Source organism: Akkermansia sp. NBRC 115031 (assembly GCF_030268505.1).
GTDB classification, from domain to species: Bacteria; Verrucomicrobiota; Verrucomicrobiia; order Verrucomicrobiales; family Akkermansiaceae; genus Akkermansia; species Akkermansia massiliensis.
Window position 1 is genome coordinate 91,898 of record NZ_BSQU01000001.1, and the last position, 15,505, is coordinate 107,402.

Annotated in this window: 13 protein-coding genes; 1 reads left to right on the forward strand and 12 read right to left on the reverse strand. The window is 60.8% G+C overall.

Annotation, left to right across the window (positions count from 1 at the left end):
- The first annotated feature begins 28 nt into the window (after positions 1-28).
- A complete protein-coding gene (locus QSJ36_RS00380; protein WP_180973742.1) occupies positions 29-193 on the forward strand; it encodes a hypothetical protein in 165 nt (54 codons plus the stop codon).
- Between the two features lie 107 nt (positions 194-300).
- Here QSJ36_RS00380 and QSJ36_RS00385 read toward each other — a convergent pair whose 3' ends face one another.
- From QSJ36_RS00385 to QSJ36_RS00440, 12 genes are all read right to left on the reverse strand, one after another.
- A complete protein-coding gene (locus QSJ36_RS00385; RefSeq protein WP_285466017.1) occupies positions 301-1,683 on the reverse strand; it encodes an NADH-quinone oxidoreductase subunit N in 1,383 nt (460 codons plus the stop codon).
- Between the two features lie 47 nt (positions 1,684-1,730).
- Entirely contained in the window at positions 1,731-3,155 is a 1,425-nt protein-coding gene (locus QSJ36_RS00390; protein ID WP_102726993.1) for a proton-conducting transporter membrane subunit, read from the reverse strand.
- A 21-nt stretch (positions 3,156-3,176) separates the two neighbouring features.
- The gene (gene nuoL, locus QSJ36_RS00395; protein WP_285466021.1) at positions 3,177-5,009 is read right to left on the reverse strand and encodes an NADH-quinone oxidoreductase subunit L; all 1,833 of its coding nucleotides are present in this window, start codon (positions 5,007-5,009) and stop codon (positions 3,177-3,179) included.
- Positions 5,010-5,032: 23 nt separating this feature from the next.
- Entirely contained in the window at positions 5,033-5,350 is a 318-nt protein-coding gene (nuoK, locus tag QSJ36_RS00400) for an NADH-quinone oxidoreductase subunit NuoK (RefSeq protein WP_012420642.1), read from the reverse strand.
- A 27-nt stretch (positions 5,351-5,377) separates the two neighbouring features.
- Positions 5,378-6,178, reverse strand: coding sequence for an NADH-quinone oxidoreductase subunit J (locus QSJ36_RS00405; protein WP_102731148.1), 801 nt, complete (start codon positions 6,176-6,178; stop codon positions 5,378-5,380).
- Between the two features lie 36 nt (positions 6,179-6,214).
- Positions 6,215-6,778 (reverse strand): NADH-quinone oxidoreductase subunit I, encoded by a 564-nt coding sequence (locus QSJ36_RS00410; RefSeq protein WP_102731147.1) that lies wholly within the window; start codon positions 6,776-6,778, stop codon positions 6,215-6,217.
- Positions 6,779-6,810: 32 nt separating this feature from the next.
- A complete protein-coding gene (locus QSJ36_RS00415; RefSeq protein ID WP_102729434.1) occupies positions 6,811-8,079 on the reverse strand; it encodes a complex I subunit 1 family protein in 1,269 nt (422 codons plus the stop codon).
- A gap of 35 nt (positions 8,080-8,114) precedes the next feature.
- On the reverse strand, positions 8,115-9,851 hold the full coding sequence (locus tag QSJ36_RS00420) for a molybdopterin-dependent oxidoreductase (protein ID WP_285466044.1): 1,737 nt from the start codon (positions 9,849-9,851) through the stop codon (positions 8,115-8,117).
- Positions 9,852-9,902: 51 nt separating this feature from the next.
- Positions 9,903-11,303: an NADH-quinone oxidoreductase subunit NuoF gene (gene nuoF, locus QSJ36_RS00425; protein WP_285466047.1), complete on the reverse strand. Its 1,401-nt coding sequence runs from the start codon at positions 11,301-11,303 to the stop codon at positions 9,903-9,905.
- 29 nt (positions 11,304-11,332) lie between these two features.
- Positions 11,333-11,914, reverse strand: coding sequence for an NAD(P)H-dependent oxidoreductase subunit E (locus QSJ36_RS00430; RefSeq protein ID WP_102731145.1), 582 nt, complete (start codon positions 11,912-11,914; stop codon positions 11,333-11,335).
- A gap of 49 nt (positions 11,915-11,963) precedes the next feature.
- Positions 11,964-13,208: an NADH dehydrogenase (quinone) subunit D gene (gene nuoD / locus QSJ36_RS00435; protein ID WP_102722830.1), complete on the reverse strand. Its 1,245-nt coding sequence runs from the start codon at positions 13,206-13,208 to the stop codon at positions 11,964-11,966.
- Between the two features lie 676 nt (positions 13,209-13,884).
- Positions 13,885-15,324, reverse strand: coding sequence for a polysaccharide deacetylase family protein (locus QSJ36_RS00440; RefSeq protein ID WP_285466053.1), 1,440 nt, complete (start codon positions 15,322-15,324; stop codon positions 13,885-13,887).
- Positions 15,325-15,505: the final 181 nt, after the last annotated feature.

Here is a 15,505-nt window from a genome sequence, read left to right on the forward strand (position 1 = left end):
ATTACGTTTGCCCTGTGGGAAATCTCGCATGGAAACTGCACTTTTTTCAAGATTTTTTCGGCATGAGCATTCCGGAGAAATTCATGAAACTGGGGGAGAACCGCAAGCCTTTACGGCAACCGGAATTGCATATCCGGAAGGACGCCCCCATGATGTGGTCTTCCATTTGTTTGCTTTCGTTCAATGCGGCTGATTGATTCCTTTAACTGCCGCAAAGGCCCGCGGCGCTTCCGGAATGAAGAAGGCCGTCCCGCGCGGATGCGGGAACGGCCTTCGGGATGATGAACGGGAAGTGTCGTTCTACCGGATGGGGTTCAGGAAGAGGGGCATCAGGCCTCCCAGCACGATGAAGATGGAGAAGGCCGCCAGCATCACTCCGGAAATGACGGGAACCTGTACGGGGTCCGCGTCTTCTGCGGGCTTGTCCCAGTACATGGAGCGGATGACCTTGAAGTAGTAATAGAAGCCGGAGGCCGCGCAGATGATCATGACGGGGAGCATCCAGCTCAGGTACAGGCCCGTGTTGATGACGTGCACGAAGGAGATCATTTTGGCGAAGAAGCCGGCCGTCAGAGGCACGCCCGCCAGGGAGGCGAACATGATGGTGATGGCCAGGGCCAGCCGGGGATTGGTCTTGCCCAGGCCGCGGAAGGTGGAGATTTCCTCGCTCCCGCGCTGGATGCGGATCATGGCGAGGGCGAAGAAGGCGCCGAAGGTCATGACCAGGTACACGGCCAGGTAGAACGGGGCGTTCGGGGCAAGCCGCCCATCCACGGTGCCGATGAAGAGGGGAAGGATGAAGCCGGCCTGCGCGATGGAGGAATAACCCATCATGCGCTTCAGGTTGGTCTGCGGAATGGCGCCCAGGTTGCCCACCAGCAGCGTAGCCGCAGCCATCAGGGCCACGACGAATTCAACGGGGGGCAATGCGGCGAAGGGAGCCAGAATGATGTTGAGCAGGGCGAAGCCGGCCACCTTGGAGGCTACGGAAAGGAAAGCCGTCACCGGAGTGGGTGCGCCCTGGTATACGTCCGGAATCCACAATTGCATGGGAACCGCGCCGATTTTGAAGGCCGTGCCGAGCAGCAGCATGGCGAGGGCCAGGTACATGGCGGGGGCCGTCTGGCCCGCCAGCGCGTGGCTGACGATGGCTCCGTCATAGATGAAGGTTCCCGTGACGCCGAAGTACCAGGCCAGGCCGAAGACGAGGAAGCCCGTGCTGACGGCGCCCAGAATCAGGTACTTGATGCCCGCTTCCGTGGAGCCCAGGTTCCGGCGGAAGTAGCCCACCATGATGAAGGAGCTCAGGGTAAGCACTTCTAGGGAGACGAACAGTTCCACCAGGTTGGAGGCTTTGCACAGGGAGGTGATGCCCACGCAGGCCAGCAGGGGAAGGATGTAGAATTCCCCCGTGCCGTCCTGGGACTTGGAGTCGTTGGAAGAGAGGTTGATGACGGCCCGGAAGTCCACGGACAGCAGCAGGGTGACTGCCGTGGCGACAAGCGCCAGGATGATGTAGACGTTGTCATAGAGTCCCCCCATGTAGAAGGGGAGCATCGCCAGGGCACCCGCCGCGCCAATCAGCCCGAAGACGAATTTGGGCGTCTTTTTGCAGAAGGTCTCGGCCAGGAGCATAAGCATCGCCAGGCCGGCCAGGATGAATTCCGGAATATACGCTTGCATGGGTAAAAGAAGATCGGGTTAAACTTGGATTGTATTCGGAAGGGGAATCAGGAGAAGAACTGGAGCACCAGCGTGGGGAAGAAGCCGAAGACCGCCAGGGTGATCGTCAGGAAGTAGTTGGCCGCCCGTTCGGAAGGCAGCAGTTCCGTGGCGTAGGCTGCGGCCTTGGAGAGGTCCCCCTGGAAGATGTTGCGGTAGGCCCTCAGCATGTACACCGCGCCGATGACCAGGCCCCAGAGGCACAGAATGGTGGCGATCTGGACAGGGCCAAAGCTGTCGTTAAATCCGGCGAAGCCGGAGAAGAAGACCATGAATTCCCCCGGGAAGTTGGCGAGGCCGGGGAGGCCGATGGAGGCCATGCCCGCCAGGCCGAAGACGAAGGCCATGCGCGGCAGTCTGGTGCTCAGGCCGCCCAGGGAGTTGATTTCCAGCGTGCCGGTCTGCTTTTCAATCTGTCCGCAGAGCAGGAAGAGCAGGGCGATGGTCAGGCCGTGGGCCAGCATCAGCAGGGCGGCCCCTTTCAGCGCCCAGGGGTTGGCTTCCGCGGAACCGGAGGCCACCAGGGCGGCGAAGGCCAGGAAGATGTAGCCCATGTGCATCACGGAGGAGTTGCCCAGGAGCAGATCCAGCCTCTTCTGGTTGACGGTTACGTAGCCTACCCAGATGACGTTGCAGACGAGCAGGACAAGGAGGATGTTCGTCCAGGGGAGGAAGCCAGTTTCCATCAGCGGCTGGAACATGAAGAGTCCGTACAGGCCGAACTTCTTGAGCACGCCCGCATGCATCATCGCCACCGGAGCGGGGGCGGAGGCATACGCGGGGGCTGCCCAGGAGTGGAAGGGGAAGAGGGAAATCAGCGTGCCGAACCCGGCGATCAGCAGGGCGCCGATGAGTTCCGCGTGGGCGAGCTCACGGCCGCCGGCCATGAAGTCTTTCAATCCGGAGAAGGTGAAGCCCGCCTGCGTGCCGATCATCAGCAGGGCGGCCAGCAGCACCATGGAGGCAAGCCCCAGGTAAAGCGTGGCTCGCCAGGCCGTGGTGCGGCGGTCGCCGCGTCCGTACAGGCCGATCATCACGAAGGTGGGGATGAGGGCCAGCTCATGGAAGGCGAAGAAGGAGATGATGTTGTCGGACAGGAAGGCCCCGGTGGCGCCCGCGGAAATCAGCAGGGCGGAGTTGTACCAGGAGGCTTCCCCTCCCTTGGGCGGGTTGGTTCCCAGCACGGTGGCGAAGGTCACCAGGATGGTCAGCAGCAGCATCACTTTGGCCAGGGCCGGGGCCAAGGTGAGCTGGAGGTCCATCCCTTCAAAGCGGGACCAGCAGGAGGAGCAGCCGTCAAAGCTAACCAGGGCCCAGATGCCGAGGGCCAGCGTCAGCGCGGCGCTGAGCAGGGCTGTCGGGCGTGCGGGCGCCTTGCACAGACCGATGAGGGCCGTGGCAATCAGAGGAATGAGAACAAGCCAGATAAGCATGGTGTGTGATTGGTTGGTAGGTTAGCAGGAATAGAAGACGGTGAAGTAGATGACCAGGAGCAGGCCGATGCCGAAGAGGGCCGTGTAGGCGGCCATGCTGCCGGACTGGAGGCGGCGCAGCAGGGACCCGACGGCGGCGGTCAGCCGCGCCAGGCCGCCCACGATGAGGCCGGAGATGATGAACTGGTCCATGAAGTCGATGATGGCGGCCAGGGAGCCCTGGATGCCCCTGACCAGCACCTTGTCATAGAACCAGTCAATGTAGAGGCGGTTGGCGAGGGCGCGGGAGACGGCATTGCCGGAGAGCTTGTCGGAGGCCGGGGAGCCCGCATAGAAGACGGCCGCCAGCAGGATGCCGAGCACCAGCGCGCCCATGGAGACGTAGAAGGGCATGCCGATATGGAAGCTTTCGGAAACGAACCCGTTGAAGGGCACCAGCCTGTCAGCCATGAAGCCGTAGCCGGAGATGAGGGCCAGCACGGCCAGAATCAGCAGGGGAACCAGCATGAGGCCGCCCACTTCCGTGGCGTGTTCCGAGCTGTGGCTGCGGCTCTTGCCGAAGAAGACCACGAAGATCACGCGCATCATGTAGAAGGTGGTCAGCAGGGCCACGCCCGCGCCGATCCAGAAGAAGACCGGGTTTTTGTGCAGGGCGGCTTCCAGAATGGCTTCCTTGGAGAAGAAGCCGGACGTGAACGGAATGGCGACCAGCGCCATGGTCGCGATGATGAAGGTAAGGGAGGTCAGCTTCATGCGCTTCATGATGCCGCCCATTTTCCAGATGTCCTGTTCATGGTGGCAGGCGAAGATGATGGCGCCCGCGCCCAGGAAGAGCAGGGCCTTGAACCAGGCATGGGTGAAGAGGTGGAACATGGCCGCTTCCCCGGCCAGCAGGCCCAGGGCCATGACCATGTAGCCCAGCTGGGAGAGGGTGGAGTAGGCCAGCACGCGCTTGATGTCATTCTGCTGGGTGGCCATGAAGGCGGCGATGACGGCCGTGACGGCGCCGATGACGGCAATGACGTTGCAGGCTAGGGCGGGGAAGGCTTCCACGCCGATGGAGTACTGGACGCGCACCATCATGTACACCCCGGCGGCCACCATGGTGGCCGCATGGATCAGGGCGGAGACGGGGGTGGGGCCTTCCATGGCGTCCGGAAGCCACACGTGCAGCGGGAACTGGGCGGATTTGCCCACCGCCCCGCAGAAGAGGCACAGCACCGTGATGTTCAGCAGGGTTTCACTGAGGCCCGCGGGCATTTCCATCAGGCTGAAGTCCAGCGTGTTGGTCAGCGCCCAGAGGGTCAGGATGCCGATCAGGAAGCCGAAGTCCCCCACGCGGTTGCAGATGAAGGCCTTTTTGGCGGCGTTTGCGGCGGCGTCCCTGGTGTACCAGTGGCCGATGAGCAGGTAGGAGGAAAGGCCTACCAGCTCCCAGAAGATGAAGGTCATGGCGATGTTGTTCGCCAGGACGATGCCCGTCATGGAGAACATGAAGAGGCTCAGGCACGCGAAGTAGCGCGTTTTCGCCTTGTCGTCCGCCATGTAGCTCAGGGAGAAGATGTGGACCAGCAGGCCGATGCCCGTGACCACCAGCATCATGCGGGTGGAAAGGGGGTCCAGCACAAAGCCCAGGTCAACGGAAAAGACGTCGGAGATCGGAAGCCAGGAGAAGGAGGCGGAGCCGGTCTGGTCCAGCAGGCCCAGGGAAAGAACGAAGGTCGCCAGGCAGGAGAAGGTGGAGGTGAGGGCCGCGACGTTCGGGCGCCGGGTCAGCAGGAACCAGTTGAAGGCGGCTACGACCAGCGGCAGGAAGAGCAGGAGCCAGGTGTATTGAATATCAATATTAAACATGTTCTTGAAGTGGTATGTTGCTCTTAGTCTTTCAGCGTGTTGAGGTCCTGCGTGCTGGCCGTGCGCCTGGCCCGGTACAGGGAGACGATGAGGGCCAGCCCGATGGCTACTTCCGCCGCGGCGATGGTCAGGATGAAGATAGACAGGGCCTGTCCGTCGTAATTGGGCAGCCCCATGGTGCCCTGGGCGCGTGAAAACGCCACCAGTGACAGGTTGGCCGCGCTGAGCATCATTTCCAGGCACATGAAGATGACGATGATGTCACGCCGGACAATCACCCCCATCAGGCCGATGGCGAACAGGACGCCGGAGAGGATCAGGTAATGCGTAAGAGGTATCATGATGATGGCTGTGGTAAGGGGTTCGGGTTATTTGCCGGAGGGGCGGCGGCTCAGCACGACGACGCCGATGGAGGCCACCAGCAGGGCCAGCCCGGCGATGACCAGGCTGCGGTTATACTTGTCAAACAGGGTGCGGCCCAGCAGGGCGGTGTCCGGGAATTCCCCGTTGTCTATTTCCGCGCGGATGGTGGTGCCTTCCGGATAGAGGTGTGCGGAACATTGGGGGGAGAGGGGAGGGAGGGTGATGGACGGTGCTATGCCGCAGGTGGAATGGAGCAATTGGTCAAGAGATGCCTTGGTGATGGCATAGTCCGATCCTCGTGTGCATCCGCCGGAAGCAACGCAGGGTTTCTGCGCGCATTCCCCGGAAAGGTTGTTGGTTTCCGTTTTCCCGGAATTGGCGCTGTCCTGGCCGATCTTCAGATCGTTCCACGCCTGTTCCGCGGTGGCCATCGGGCAGCGGTGCGTTTCCTTCGCGCCGGGCAGGGAGTAGATGATGCCGATGAGCTGGCCCAGGAAGAGGCCGGCAATGATGACGCCGATGGCGACGGAGACGGGCCGCCGGAAGGGGGAGGTTTCCCGCTTCACGTTCAGCAGCATGATGATGAACGCGAAGAGCACCATGATGGCTCCGGCGTATACCAGAATCTGGAGAATGCCCAGGAAGTGGGCGCCCAGCCCGATCATAATGGCGGCCGTGGCTCCGAAGGAGAGGGCCATCATCATGGCGGAGGAAACGGGGTTGCGCATGAAGACGACCATCAGGGACAGGAGCACGGCCAGGGCCCCGAAGATGTAAAAGAGTATGTCACTGGCAAAAATGTTCATAACGTACGGAAATTGGAGTGAGTGTTTCGGGGTAAGTTATTTGTATTGGTTCCACTTGTTGACCAGTCCCTTGCGGGTGCCGCCCATTTCGTAGAGCTTGGCCTTGTTGTGGATGGCCTGGGCCTTGTCCGTGGGGGTGAACAGGTAATCCTGGCTCATGAAGATGGCCTGTTCCGGGCAGGCTTCCTCACACATGCCGCAGTAGATGCAGCGGAGCATGTCGATCTGGAATTCCTTGGGCGCTTTTTCCACCTTGCCCCAGGGGCCTTCCTTGATGGCGCCGGGGGTGATGGTGATGGCGCGGGCAGGGCAGATGAATTCGCAGAGCTGGCAGGACACGCAGCGTTCGCGGCCGTCTTCCCCCTTCACCAGGACGGGAGCCCCGCGGTAGTATTCCGGCAGGTGCTTGTCCCACCGGAATTCCGGGTACTGCATCGTGACGCCTATGCCGGAGCCGGCTAGCTCTTTCTTGTTGCGGGATTTGCCCAGCAGAGCCAGAACGAGGTGCTTGATGGTGATCCAGAGACCGCCAAGGATGGATTGCAAGTAGAACCGCTCTCCGAGGGAAATCTTCGGGCGCTTGATCGTTTTGAAGGCCATAATAGTGATGTTGTCGGGATAAAGAAGGTTGATTACTTGACGAAGTACAGGATGGCGGCCGTGATGAAGATGTTGATGACGGCCAGTTCAAAGAAGACCATCCAGCCGAGCTTCATCACCTGGTCGTAACGGAAGCGGGGGAGCGTCCAGCGCACCCAGACGAAGAAGAAGACGAAGAAGAGGAGCTTGAGCACGTACGCGATGAGCTGGCAGATGACCGCCACCCAGTTGGCCACGTGTTCGTTGAGCCAGCCGTCCAGGCCGAAGCCGATGGACCAGCCGCCCAGGAACAGCGTGATGACCAGGGAGGAGCCCACCACCATGGCGGCGTATTCACCCATGAAGAATTGCGCGAATTTCATGGAGGAGTATTCCGTGTGGTAGCCGCCCACGAGGTCCGTTTCACATTCGGACATGTCAAAGGGCGTGCGGTTGGCTTCCGCGAAGATGGAGGTCAGGAAGATGATGAAGCTGATGGCGATGGGAACCAGCAGGATCCAGCGCTGCCAGCTCAGGCCCTCGCCCCACACGGGGAGCATGAGCCAGCCGTTGGCGGCCTGGTATTCCACGATGTTGGAGAGGTCCAGCGTGCTGTAAATCATCAGAACGGGGATGATGGACAGGCCCATGCTGATTTCATAGGAGATCATCTGGGCGGAGGAGCGCACGCCGCCCAGAAAGGGGAATTTGGAGTTGGAGGACCAGCCGGCCAGCACCAGGCCGTATACGGAGAGGGAGGAGATGGCGAACATCCACAGGGGCCCGACGCTGAGGTTGGCCACCGCCATGTTTACGTTGCCGTAGGAGGTGTGGAGGTCTCCGGCAAAGGGGACCACGGCCGCCGTCATCAGCGGGGGGGCCAGCACCAGGATGGGGGCGATCCAGAAGTACACGCGGCGCACGAAGGGAGGCGTGAAGTCCTGCTTGAGGAACAGCTTGCCGCCGTCCACCATGGGCTGCACGAGGCCGAAGATCGGAATGTCGCGGTCCAGGCGGAAGAAGCGGCACAGGTTGGCGATTTTGCCGTCATGGGGAAGGCCGAAGTAGTCCAGCGTCTTTTTGAACGGCAGGTCTGACTTAGCCCCGAAGCGGCGGAAGATGCTCAGCGGGATGCCGGCGCGGTTGGGCCCCACGCGGTCCTGAATCCAGGCGGCCACTCGGCGTTCAATGTACACGCAGACCGGAATGAACAGGATGGTAATGGCGAAGCAGATGACGATTTTGATCAGCAGGGTGATGACGTAGAACCACACAGGGTTGCTGAGCACCTCGTCGCAAAAGGTTAGAATCGAATCAATCATGGCGGATTAACAGGTTGTGTGCGTGTGAAGTGTGATTAGCGGCCCTGGCTTTTTTCGCGTTCCACCACGGGGATGGTGACGCCGGTTTCCAGAATGGGCTGGCCCCCGTCTCCGATGGAGCCCCAGGTGATGCCGTTGAGGGCGTCATATTCCGTGCTCATGACGGTGAGGATGTCCAGGGCGGAGTTGAAGTCTTTCAGCGCGGGGTTGCCGCCCAGCAAAAGGGTGATGTCCCGGAGAATCTGCCAGTCATCCCGGGCGTAGCCCACGGGCTGGATGGCGCGGTTCAGGCGCTGGATGCGGCCCGTGACGTTGATCATGGTGCCGAATTTCTCAGCAAAGGTGACGCCCGGCAGAACCAGGTCCGCGTGGCGCGCCGTTTCATTCACGCTGTGGGCGGTCATGAACAGGTAATCCAGCTTTTTCAGGTCTTCCGCGGTGAAGCCGGCTTCCGGAGCGGTGAGGTCTTCCCCCAGCGTGAGGATGCCCTTGATGGAGCCGTTGCGCACGCCGTCGCGGATGGCGGCCAGCCTGGAGCCGGGTTCAATGCCCAGCACCAGTTTGGCCCCGTTCGTGTTCGGGTTGCGGTCCGCGGCAATCAGCATGCCGTCGCTTTCACCCATGCGGGGGACGATGTCCACCATGTCCGTGCCGATTTGCGCGGCCAGGTGGCGGACCATGTAAAGTTCTTCGTTGGTCATGCGCCCGGAGGCGATGATGGCGAGCTGGTGCGGGGCGACGCGCTTGACGGCTTCCGTGACGGAAGCCAGGGCGGGCTCCCAGGTGGACGGGCGGTGCGGAGCTCCCGCGTCCGTGCGTATGACGGGCTGGGGAATGCGCGTTTCCGCGTTGATGTACTTGTAATTCAGGCGGTGGGAGTCCGGCATCCAGCAGGAGTTCACGGCGTCGTTCGGGCGCGGGGTGATGCGGTACACCTTTTCTTCACGCGTCCAGAGGATGATGTTGGTGCCCGTGCCGCAGTCCACGTCAATGGTCTTGGTTTCTTTCAGGAACCAGACGCGCATCTTGAAGCGGAAGTCCTTGGAGGTAAGGGCGCCTACCGGGCAGAGGTCCACGGTGTTCAGGGAGTAGTTGCTGTCCAGCTCACGGCCCGGATAGACCGTGATGGCGTTGAAGGTGCCGCGCTGGGCCATCGTGAGCACTTCGTCATGCATGATGTCGCGCATGAAACGCACGCAGCGGCCGCAGAGCACGCAGCGCTCCTGGTCCAGGTTCACGCGCGGGCCGATGCTCAGGTTCTTGCCTTTCTTGGTCTTCTTTTCCTCATAGCGGCCTTCCACCTGGCCGTAGTCGTTGGAGTATTCCTGGAGCTTGCATTCCCCGGCCTGGTCGCAGATGGGACAGTCCAGCGGATGGCTGGTAAGCAGGAATTCCATCACGCCGCGGCGCGCCTCGCTGGCGAGGGGGCTGTCCGTACGGATGCCCATGTTTTCCGCCACCGTGTTCGCGCAGGAGATGATGGGGCGCGGCATCCACTGGATGCGCTGGTAGCCGTTTTCATCATAGGAGGGAGTCTGGCCCGGAGCCAGCCTGGGCGGCATCCCCTGTTCCACCATGCACATGCGGCAGGAGCCGACGACGGCCAGCTTGGGGTGGTAGCAGAAGCACGGGATGGGAACGCCTACGGAACGGCAGGCGTCTGCAATCCGCGTGCCGCGCGGGAACCGGTGCCACGTTCCGTTGATCTGGACGTTCACCTTGCCTTCCGCGGCGGCAATGTCTTTGGGGAGTTTGGAAGCTTCTTCACTCATGATGACGGATGGGAGGGAAATGGTATTGAAAAGTGGTGTTGCGTTCTGCTGTTAGCGGGTGAGGAAACGGGTTTGTTCCCGGCCTTCCCTGGTATGGGGCAGGCAGGCGTTGAAGGGGTTCGTCAGGGCCACGAATTCCTCCTTGAACTTGGAGACCATGGCCTGGGTGGGCCAGGAGGCGGCTTCACCGAAGGCGCAGACCGTTTTCCCTTCAATCTGGTTGGCCACTTCAATCAGCAGGTCCACGTCTGACGGGGCGGCCTTGCCTTCCAGAATGCGGGTGCTGAGCTTCATCATCCACGGGCAGCCTTCCCGGCAGGGGGTGCACTGGCCGCAGGATTCATGCGCGTAAAAGCGGTTGATGTTGTTCATGGCCCAGGGCATGGAGCGGGAGTCGTCCATGACGATGACCGCGCCGGATCCGGACATGGAGCCGTGCTGGGAGATGCTGTCCAGGTCCAGCGGAATGTCGAAGAAGGAGATTTTGCCCATGGTGCCGTCCGGGTTCTGCACCTTGTATTCCACGTCCGTGCGCATGACCTTGGAGGAGGAGCCGCCGGGAATGACGGCCTTGAACTCGCGGCCGTCCCGCGGGCCTCCGCAGACGTCATACAGCAGTTCGCCGAAGGTCATGGAGCCGGAAACGATTTCATAGAACCCCGGGCGTTTCACGTCGCCGGAGACGCCGATGATGCGGGTGCCGGGGGAGCGCCGGGCACCTTCCTGGCTGTAGGCTTCTCCGCCCATGGCGATGACGTGCTTCACCTGACAGAGGGATTCCACGTTGTTCACGATGGTGGGGCAGCCGTACAGGCCGATGGCGGCCGGGAAGAAGGGAGGCTTGATGCGCGGGTAGGGGCGCTGGCCTTCCAGGGAGTTGAGCAGGGCCGTTTCCTCACCGCAGATGTAGGCGCCCGCGCCGCGGTGCACGTGGATTTCCAGATCGTAGCCGGAACCCTGGATGTTGCTGCCCAGGAAGCCGCGTTCGCGCGCTTCCTGAAGGGCCTTGAGCATGACTTCCGCGGCCATGGGGAATTCTTCCCGCATGTAGATGTAAGCCAGGTGTGCGCCTACCGCGTAGCTGGAGATGACCATCCCTTCAATGAGCTGGTGGGGGTCCTGGTGGACGATGTAGCGGTCCTTGAAGGTGCCGGGTTCGGATTCGTCGCAGTTGCAGACCAGATAAACGGGCTTCGTGTTGTTCGGCGGAATGAAGGTCCACTTCACGCCGGTGGGGAAGCCCGCGCCGCCGCGGCCGCGCAGTCCGGATTTCTTCACCTCGTCAATGACGGCCTTCGGCTCCATGCCGAGCGCCTTTTTCAGTTCCTCATAGCCGCCGTCGGCCAGATAGCAGTCAATGGAAGTGTTCCATCCTTCGCGGTTGACGTTTTTCAGGATGCGGCGCGTTTCCCTGGGGTGGGGTTCTTTACCGGGAAGATAGGTGATGCTCATGGCGAAAATCTGGTGCGGGGTGGAAAGGGTTAGGCGTTCTGGTGCTTGGCGATCACTTCCTCCAGCAGTTCCGGAGTGACTTTTTCATACAGGAGATCGTTGACCATCATGTTGGGGCCGAATCCGCAGTTGGCCAGGCATTCCACGCCCTCCACGCTCCACAGGCCGTCCGGGCTGACGCCGATGGGGTGGTGGTGGTCAATGCCGCTCTTGTCAATGCCCAGGCGCGTGCAGATGGTGTCAAAGAGGCTGTCCGCCCCTGCCATGGCGCAGGAGAGGGTGCGGCACACGCGGATGTGGGTCTTGCCGGGGCACATCTGGCGCAGGCCGGGATAGAAGGTGACCACGCCCAGCACGTGGGCGGCGGAGATGTTCAGTTTTTCACCCACCCAGGTGATGGCGTCTGCGCTGATGAAGCCGAATTTTTTCTGGATTTCATGCAGGATGGGGAGCACGGCGGATTTCTGCTTGCCTTCCGGATAATGCGTGACGTATTCGCTGGCGGCGGCGTCAAGCTCCGGCGTTACTTCAAAGGCCGGGTAGAACCGTTCGCCCGGGCTGGGCTGGTGGGCGATAGTCGCGTCGATGGCGTTTTCAGCGTAATCGGACATGGGGAGGAAATTTGGTGTTTGAGTTGGAAAGGAAAAGAGGAGCGTGTGTTTAGCGGTCGCATTCGCCCATCACGAAGTCGAAGGAGCCGAGAATGGCCGGAACGTCGGAAACCAGGTGGCCTTTCAGCAGTTCCGGCAGGATGGACAGGTTGCAGAAGGAGGGGGAGCGCATGCGCAGGCGGTTGGGAAGGCCGCCGCCCTTGGAGTCCAGGAAGAAGCCCAGCTCGCCCTTCGGGTTTTCCGCGGCAAAGTAAACCTGCCCGGCGGGGGCGTTCACGCCCATGGTGGTGGCCATGAACTGGCGGATCAGGGATTCCATGTCCGTCATGACCTTTTTCTTTTCAGGCAGCGTGCCCTTGGTGTCCACCATGTTGATGGGGCCGTCCGGCATGGTTTCAATGACCTGGCGGATGATGCGCAGGGACTGGCGCATTTCTTCGATGCGCACGGTAAAGCGGTCGTAGCAGTCGCCGTGTTCACCCACGGGAACGTCGAATTCGTAATTCTCGTAGCCCAGGTAGGGGTTGGTTTTGCGCAGGTCGCGCTTGACGCCGCTGGCGCGCAGGTTGGCTCCGGTAATGGCCCAGGAGAGCGCCTTTTCACGGCTGATGACGCCCACGCCCTGAAGGCGGTCGATGAAGATTTTGTTCTTGAGCAGCAGGGCTTCCGTTTCATCCAGGGTCTTGCCCGCTTCGTCACAGAAGACGAGCACTTCCTTCAGCATTTCATTGGGGACGTCGCGCGTCTGTCCGCCGATGCGGGTGTAGGAGGAGGTGAAGCGCGCTCCGGTGAGCTGTTCGTAAAAGTTATGGATTTTTTCGCGTTCCTCATAACAGTACAGGAACACGGTCATGGCGCCTACGTCCATGCCGTACACGCCGACGCCCAGGATATGGGAGGAAAAACGGGAAAGCTCCAGGGCCAGCACGCGCAGGGCCTGCCCGCGGGGCGGCAGCTCCCAGCCCAGCAGTTTTTCCACCGCGCAGGCATAGGCGATGTTGTTGGAAAGAGGGGCCAGGTAGTCGAAGCGGTCGGTGTAGGGGACGAACTGGTTGTACTGGATGGTCTCCCCGATCTTTTCCATGCCGCGGTGCAGGTGGCCCACCACCGGATCGCAGCTAATGATCTCTTCACCATCGAGTTCCAGCACCAGCCGCAGCACGCCGTGGGTGGCGGGGTGGGAGGGGCCCACGTTCAGGGTCATCGTTTCTCCGAGCGGTTCGGAAGTATTGGTGAGATAGTCTGCGTTAGCGGCTGTATCTGCAATGGCGAAAGTTTTAGTGCTCGTCTTCATGTGGATGTCCGTGCCTGGCTGAACCTGATAATGGTGCCGAATGATTATGCCACTTCACACCATGCGGGCAAGCCAAATGTCAGTTTTTTTGGCATTCCGGGGGAGCTTTCCGTGTTGATGCGGAAGTCTCCTCAACTTATGAATGTTAGGCTATTCTAACATTGAGCCCCCGTGTGGGAGAGGAGGAATGGGAGGAGGAATGCATTTGGAATCCCATGCCGTCTGCAACGGCAGGAAAAACATGAACCGGGGATATTTTTTCTGTCCGGAGGACTCTATGTCCGGGAAGAGAGGGCGGCGGACTTTCCGGCATAAAACTTTTCCGCAGGAGAACGGAGAGGGTGTTAATGATTTTCTCCATTTTCTCACGTTTTGCAAAAGATGCGGCTTCTGGCCGCATATGCTCTCAGCTGCCGCAAGAGCTTGCAGCGCTCCATTCAATTTGCTGGAAAGAGCCCTGGTTTCTCAGGGGTTTTGAGACTTGCGGGTTTTTAGGAGCTTTTTCCGCCACATTGCGGAGGGAGAGTGCCATCTCTTTTTCCGTTCGGAGTTTTTACAAGGGGCCGGAGCCCCTTGTTCCCAGGAAGGAGTTTATGGCGGAAAACACGGGTATGAAGTTTCCGGTTGCCCGTTTACCCGCGCTCCAGAGGGACGATGGCTGCGACAGCAGCCGGAATTATTTGACTACATTCTGGGGAATGAAGTGCATTTCCTGCTCCGCGATGCCGAATTGCCAGGTGGCTGTCTGCCACAGGTTGGCGGCAAGGTTTTTCCAGCGCACCTGGACGGTTACGGGGCTGAGGCGCAGGGGGCGGGAAGGCGTCCATTTCAGGATTTTTTCCTTGGGGTCATACTGGGCATTCACCAGGCCGAAGCCGGAAACGCGCATTTCCACCTGTTTGGGATCGAAGGCTGGTTCACGGGCCAGGGAAATGGAGATGTCCGGGTTCTGGTTTTTCACCACGGTATTGGCCGCCGGGTAGACAGGCTGGGCCGGGGCCGGATAGGAATTCAGGCTGTTCCCGCTGCTGCTATTGTTGCCGGGAGTGGCCGACGGCGTTTCCGGAGCCGTGGGCACGTTGAAATTCAGGGCTCTGGTGAATGTCTTGGGATCCTTGCCAAAAACCATGTAACGGTGAACCCGCCAGCGGTCCGTGTCCTTGGTTACTTTCTTGGGAATCACCGTGAAGGCCGCCTGGAATCCGGCTTCCTCCGCCTTGGTGATCATGTCCGGCAGGACGAATCCGCCCGGGTAGCAGTAGGCTTCCACGGCGGAACCGGGGAATTTTTCCTGAAGGATTTTCCGGGAATTGCTTATTTCCGCCGTTGCCAGGTCCAGAACCGCCTGGGTTCCCTTCCGCTGGGCGGCGCGCCATGATCTGGGGTACAGGTGGCTGACGGAGTGGCTGCCCAGCGTGGCGCCGTTATCCAGCATTTCCTGGATCTGGTCGTGGCTCATGGCGGAGCCGCGGCCCGTGATGAATTTGGTATAGGGGAAAACGGTGAACGGGAATCCCGTTTCCTTCAGGATGGGGTAGGCATCCGTGTAAACGCTCTTCCAGCCGTCGTCAATGGTGATCATCACGCATTTGGCGGGGAGCTGCCTGCTTCCCAGTTTCCATTCCAGGAACTCCTTCATGGAAATGACGGGCACGCCGCTGGCCTTCAGGGCCTGCATCTGGGCGCGGAACACGTCTGTATTCATGCGCATTTCCGTGGCGGGCAGGGTACGGCTGAAATCATGATAGCCCAGAATGGCTACGCGGGTTTCATGCTGGGGAACCGGAACGGGCGAGAAAGCCGTGGGAGGAATGACCGGGACCAGGCCTGCGAGCTGCACCGGAGCATGCAGGTTCGTTTCCCCGGGAATAGGCTCCGCATTCGGGATGGGCTCCGCCTGAGGGATGGAGGAAACCGTTTCTCCGGGAATGGGTTCCGCCATGGGAATGTTTTCATTCCTGCGGTTGGCTTCAATCAGTTCCCTGACAGGGACAATGCCGGCGGCAGGGTCCCCCTTGATGGTGCCGCCGATGACCGGTCCGGGCGCGAGGGGAAGGGGCGTGGCGGGCGGCAGGTCGGGCGGAAGCTCCGCGCACGCGACACCGGCTGCAATCAAGAAAATGGAAAGGAGGCCTGGGGCGGAGCGCATACCTGCAACTACTATTTTTAAGTTTCCTGTTCAACCTTAAACTCAGGCAGGCATGACAGCCTTTTCCCTGCCGGGCGCGCTCCTTTTCAGGTCCGTGCGGGCTTTTCCCGCCTGAACGCATTCCCGTTAAAAAGCATACAGACTCATT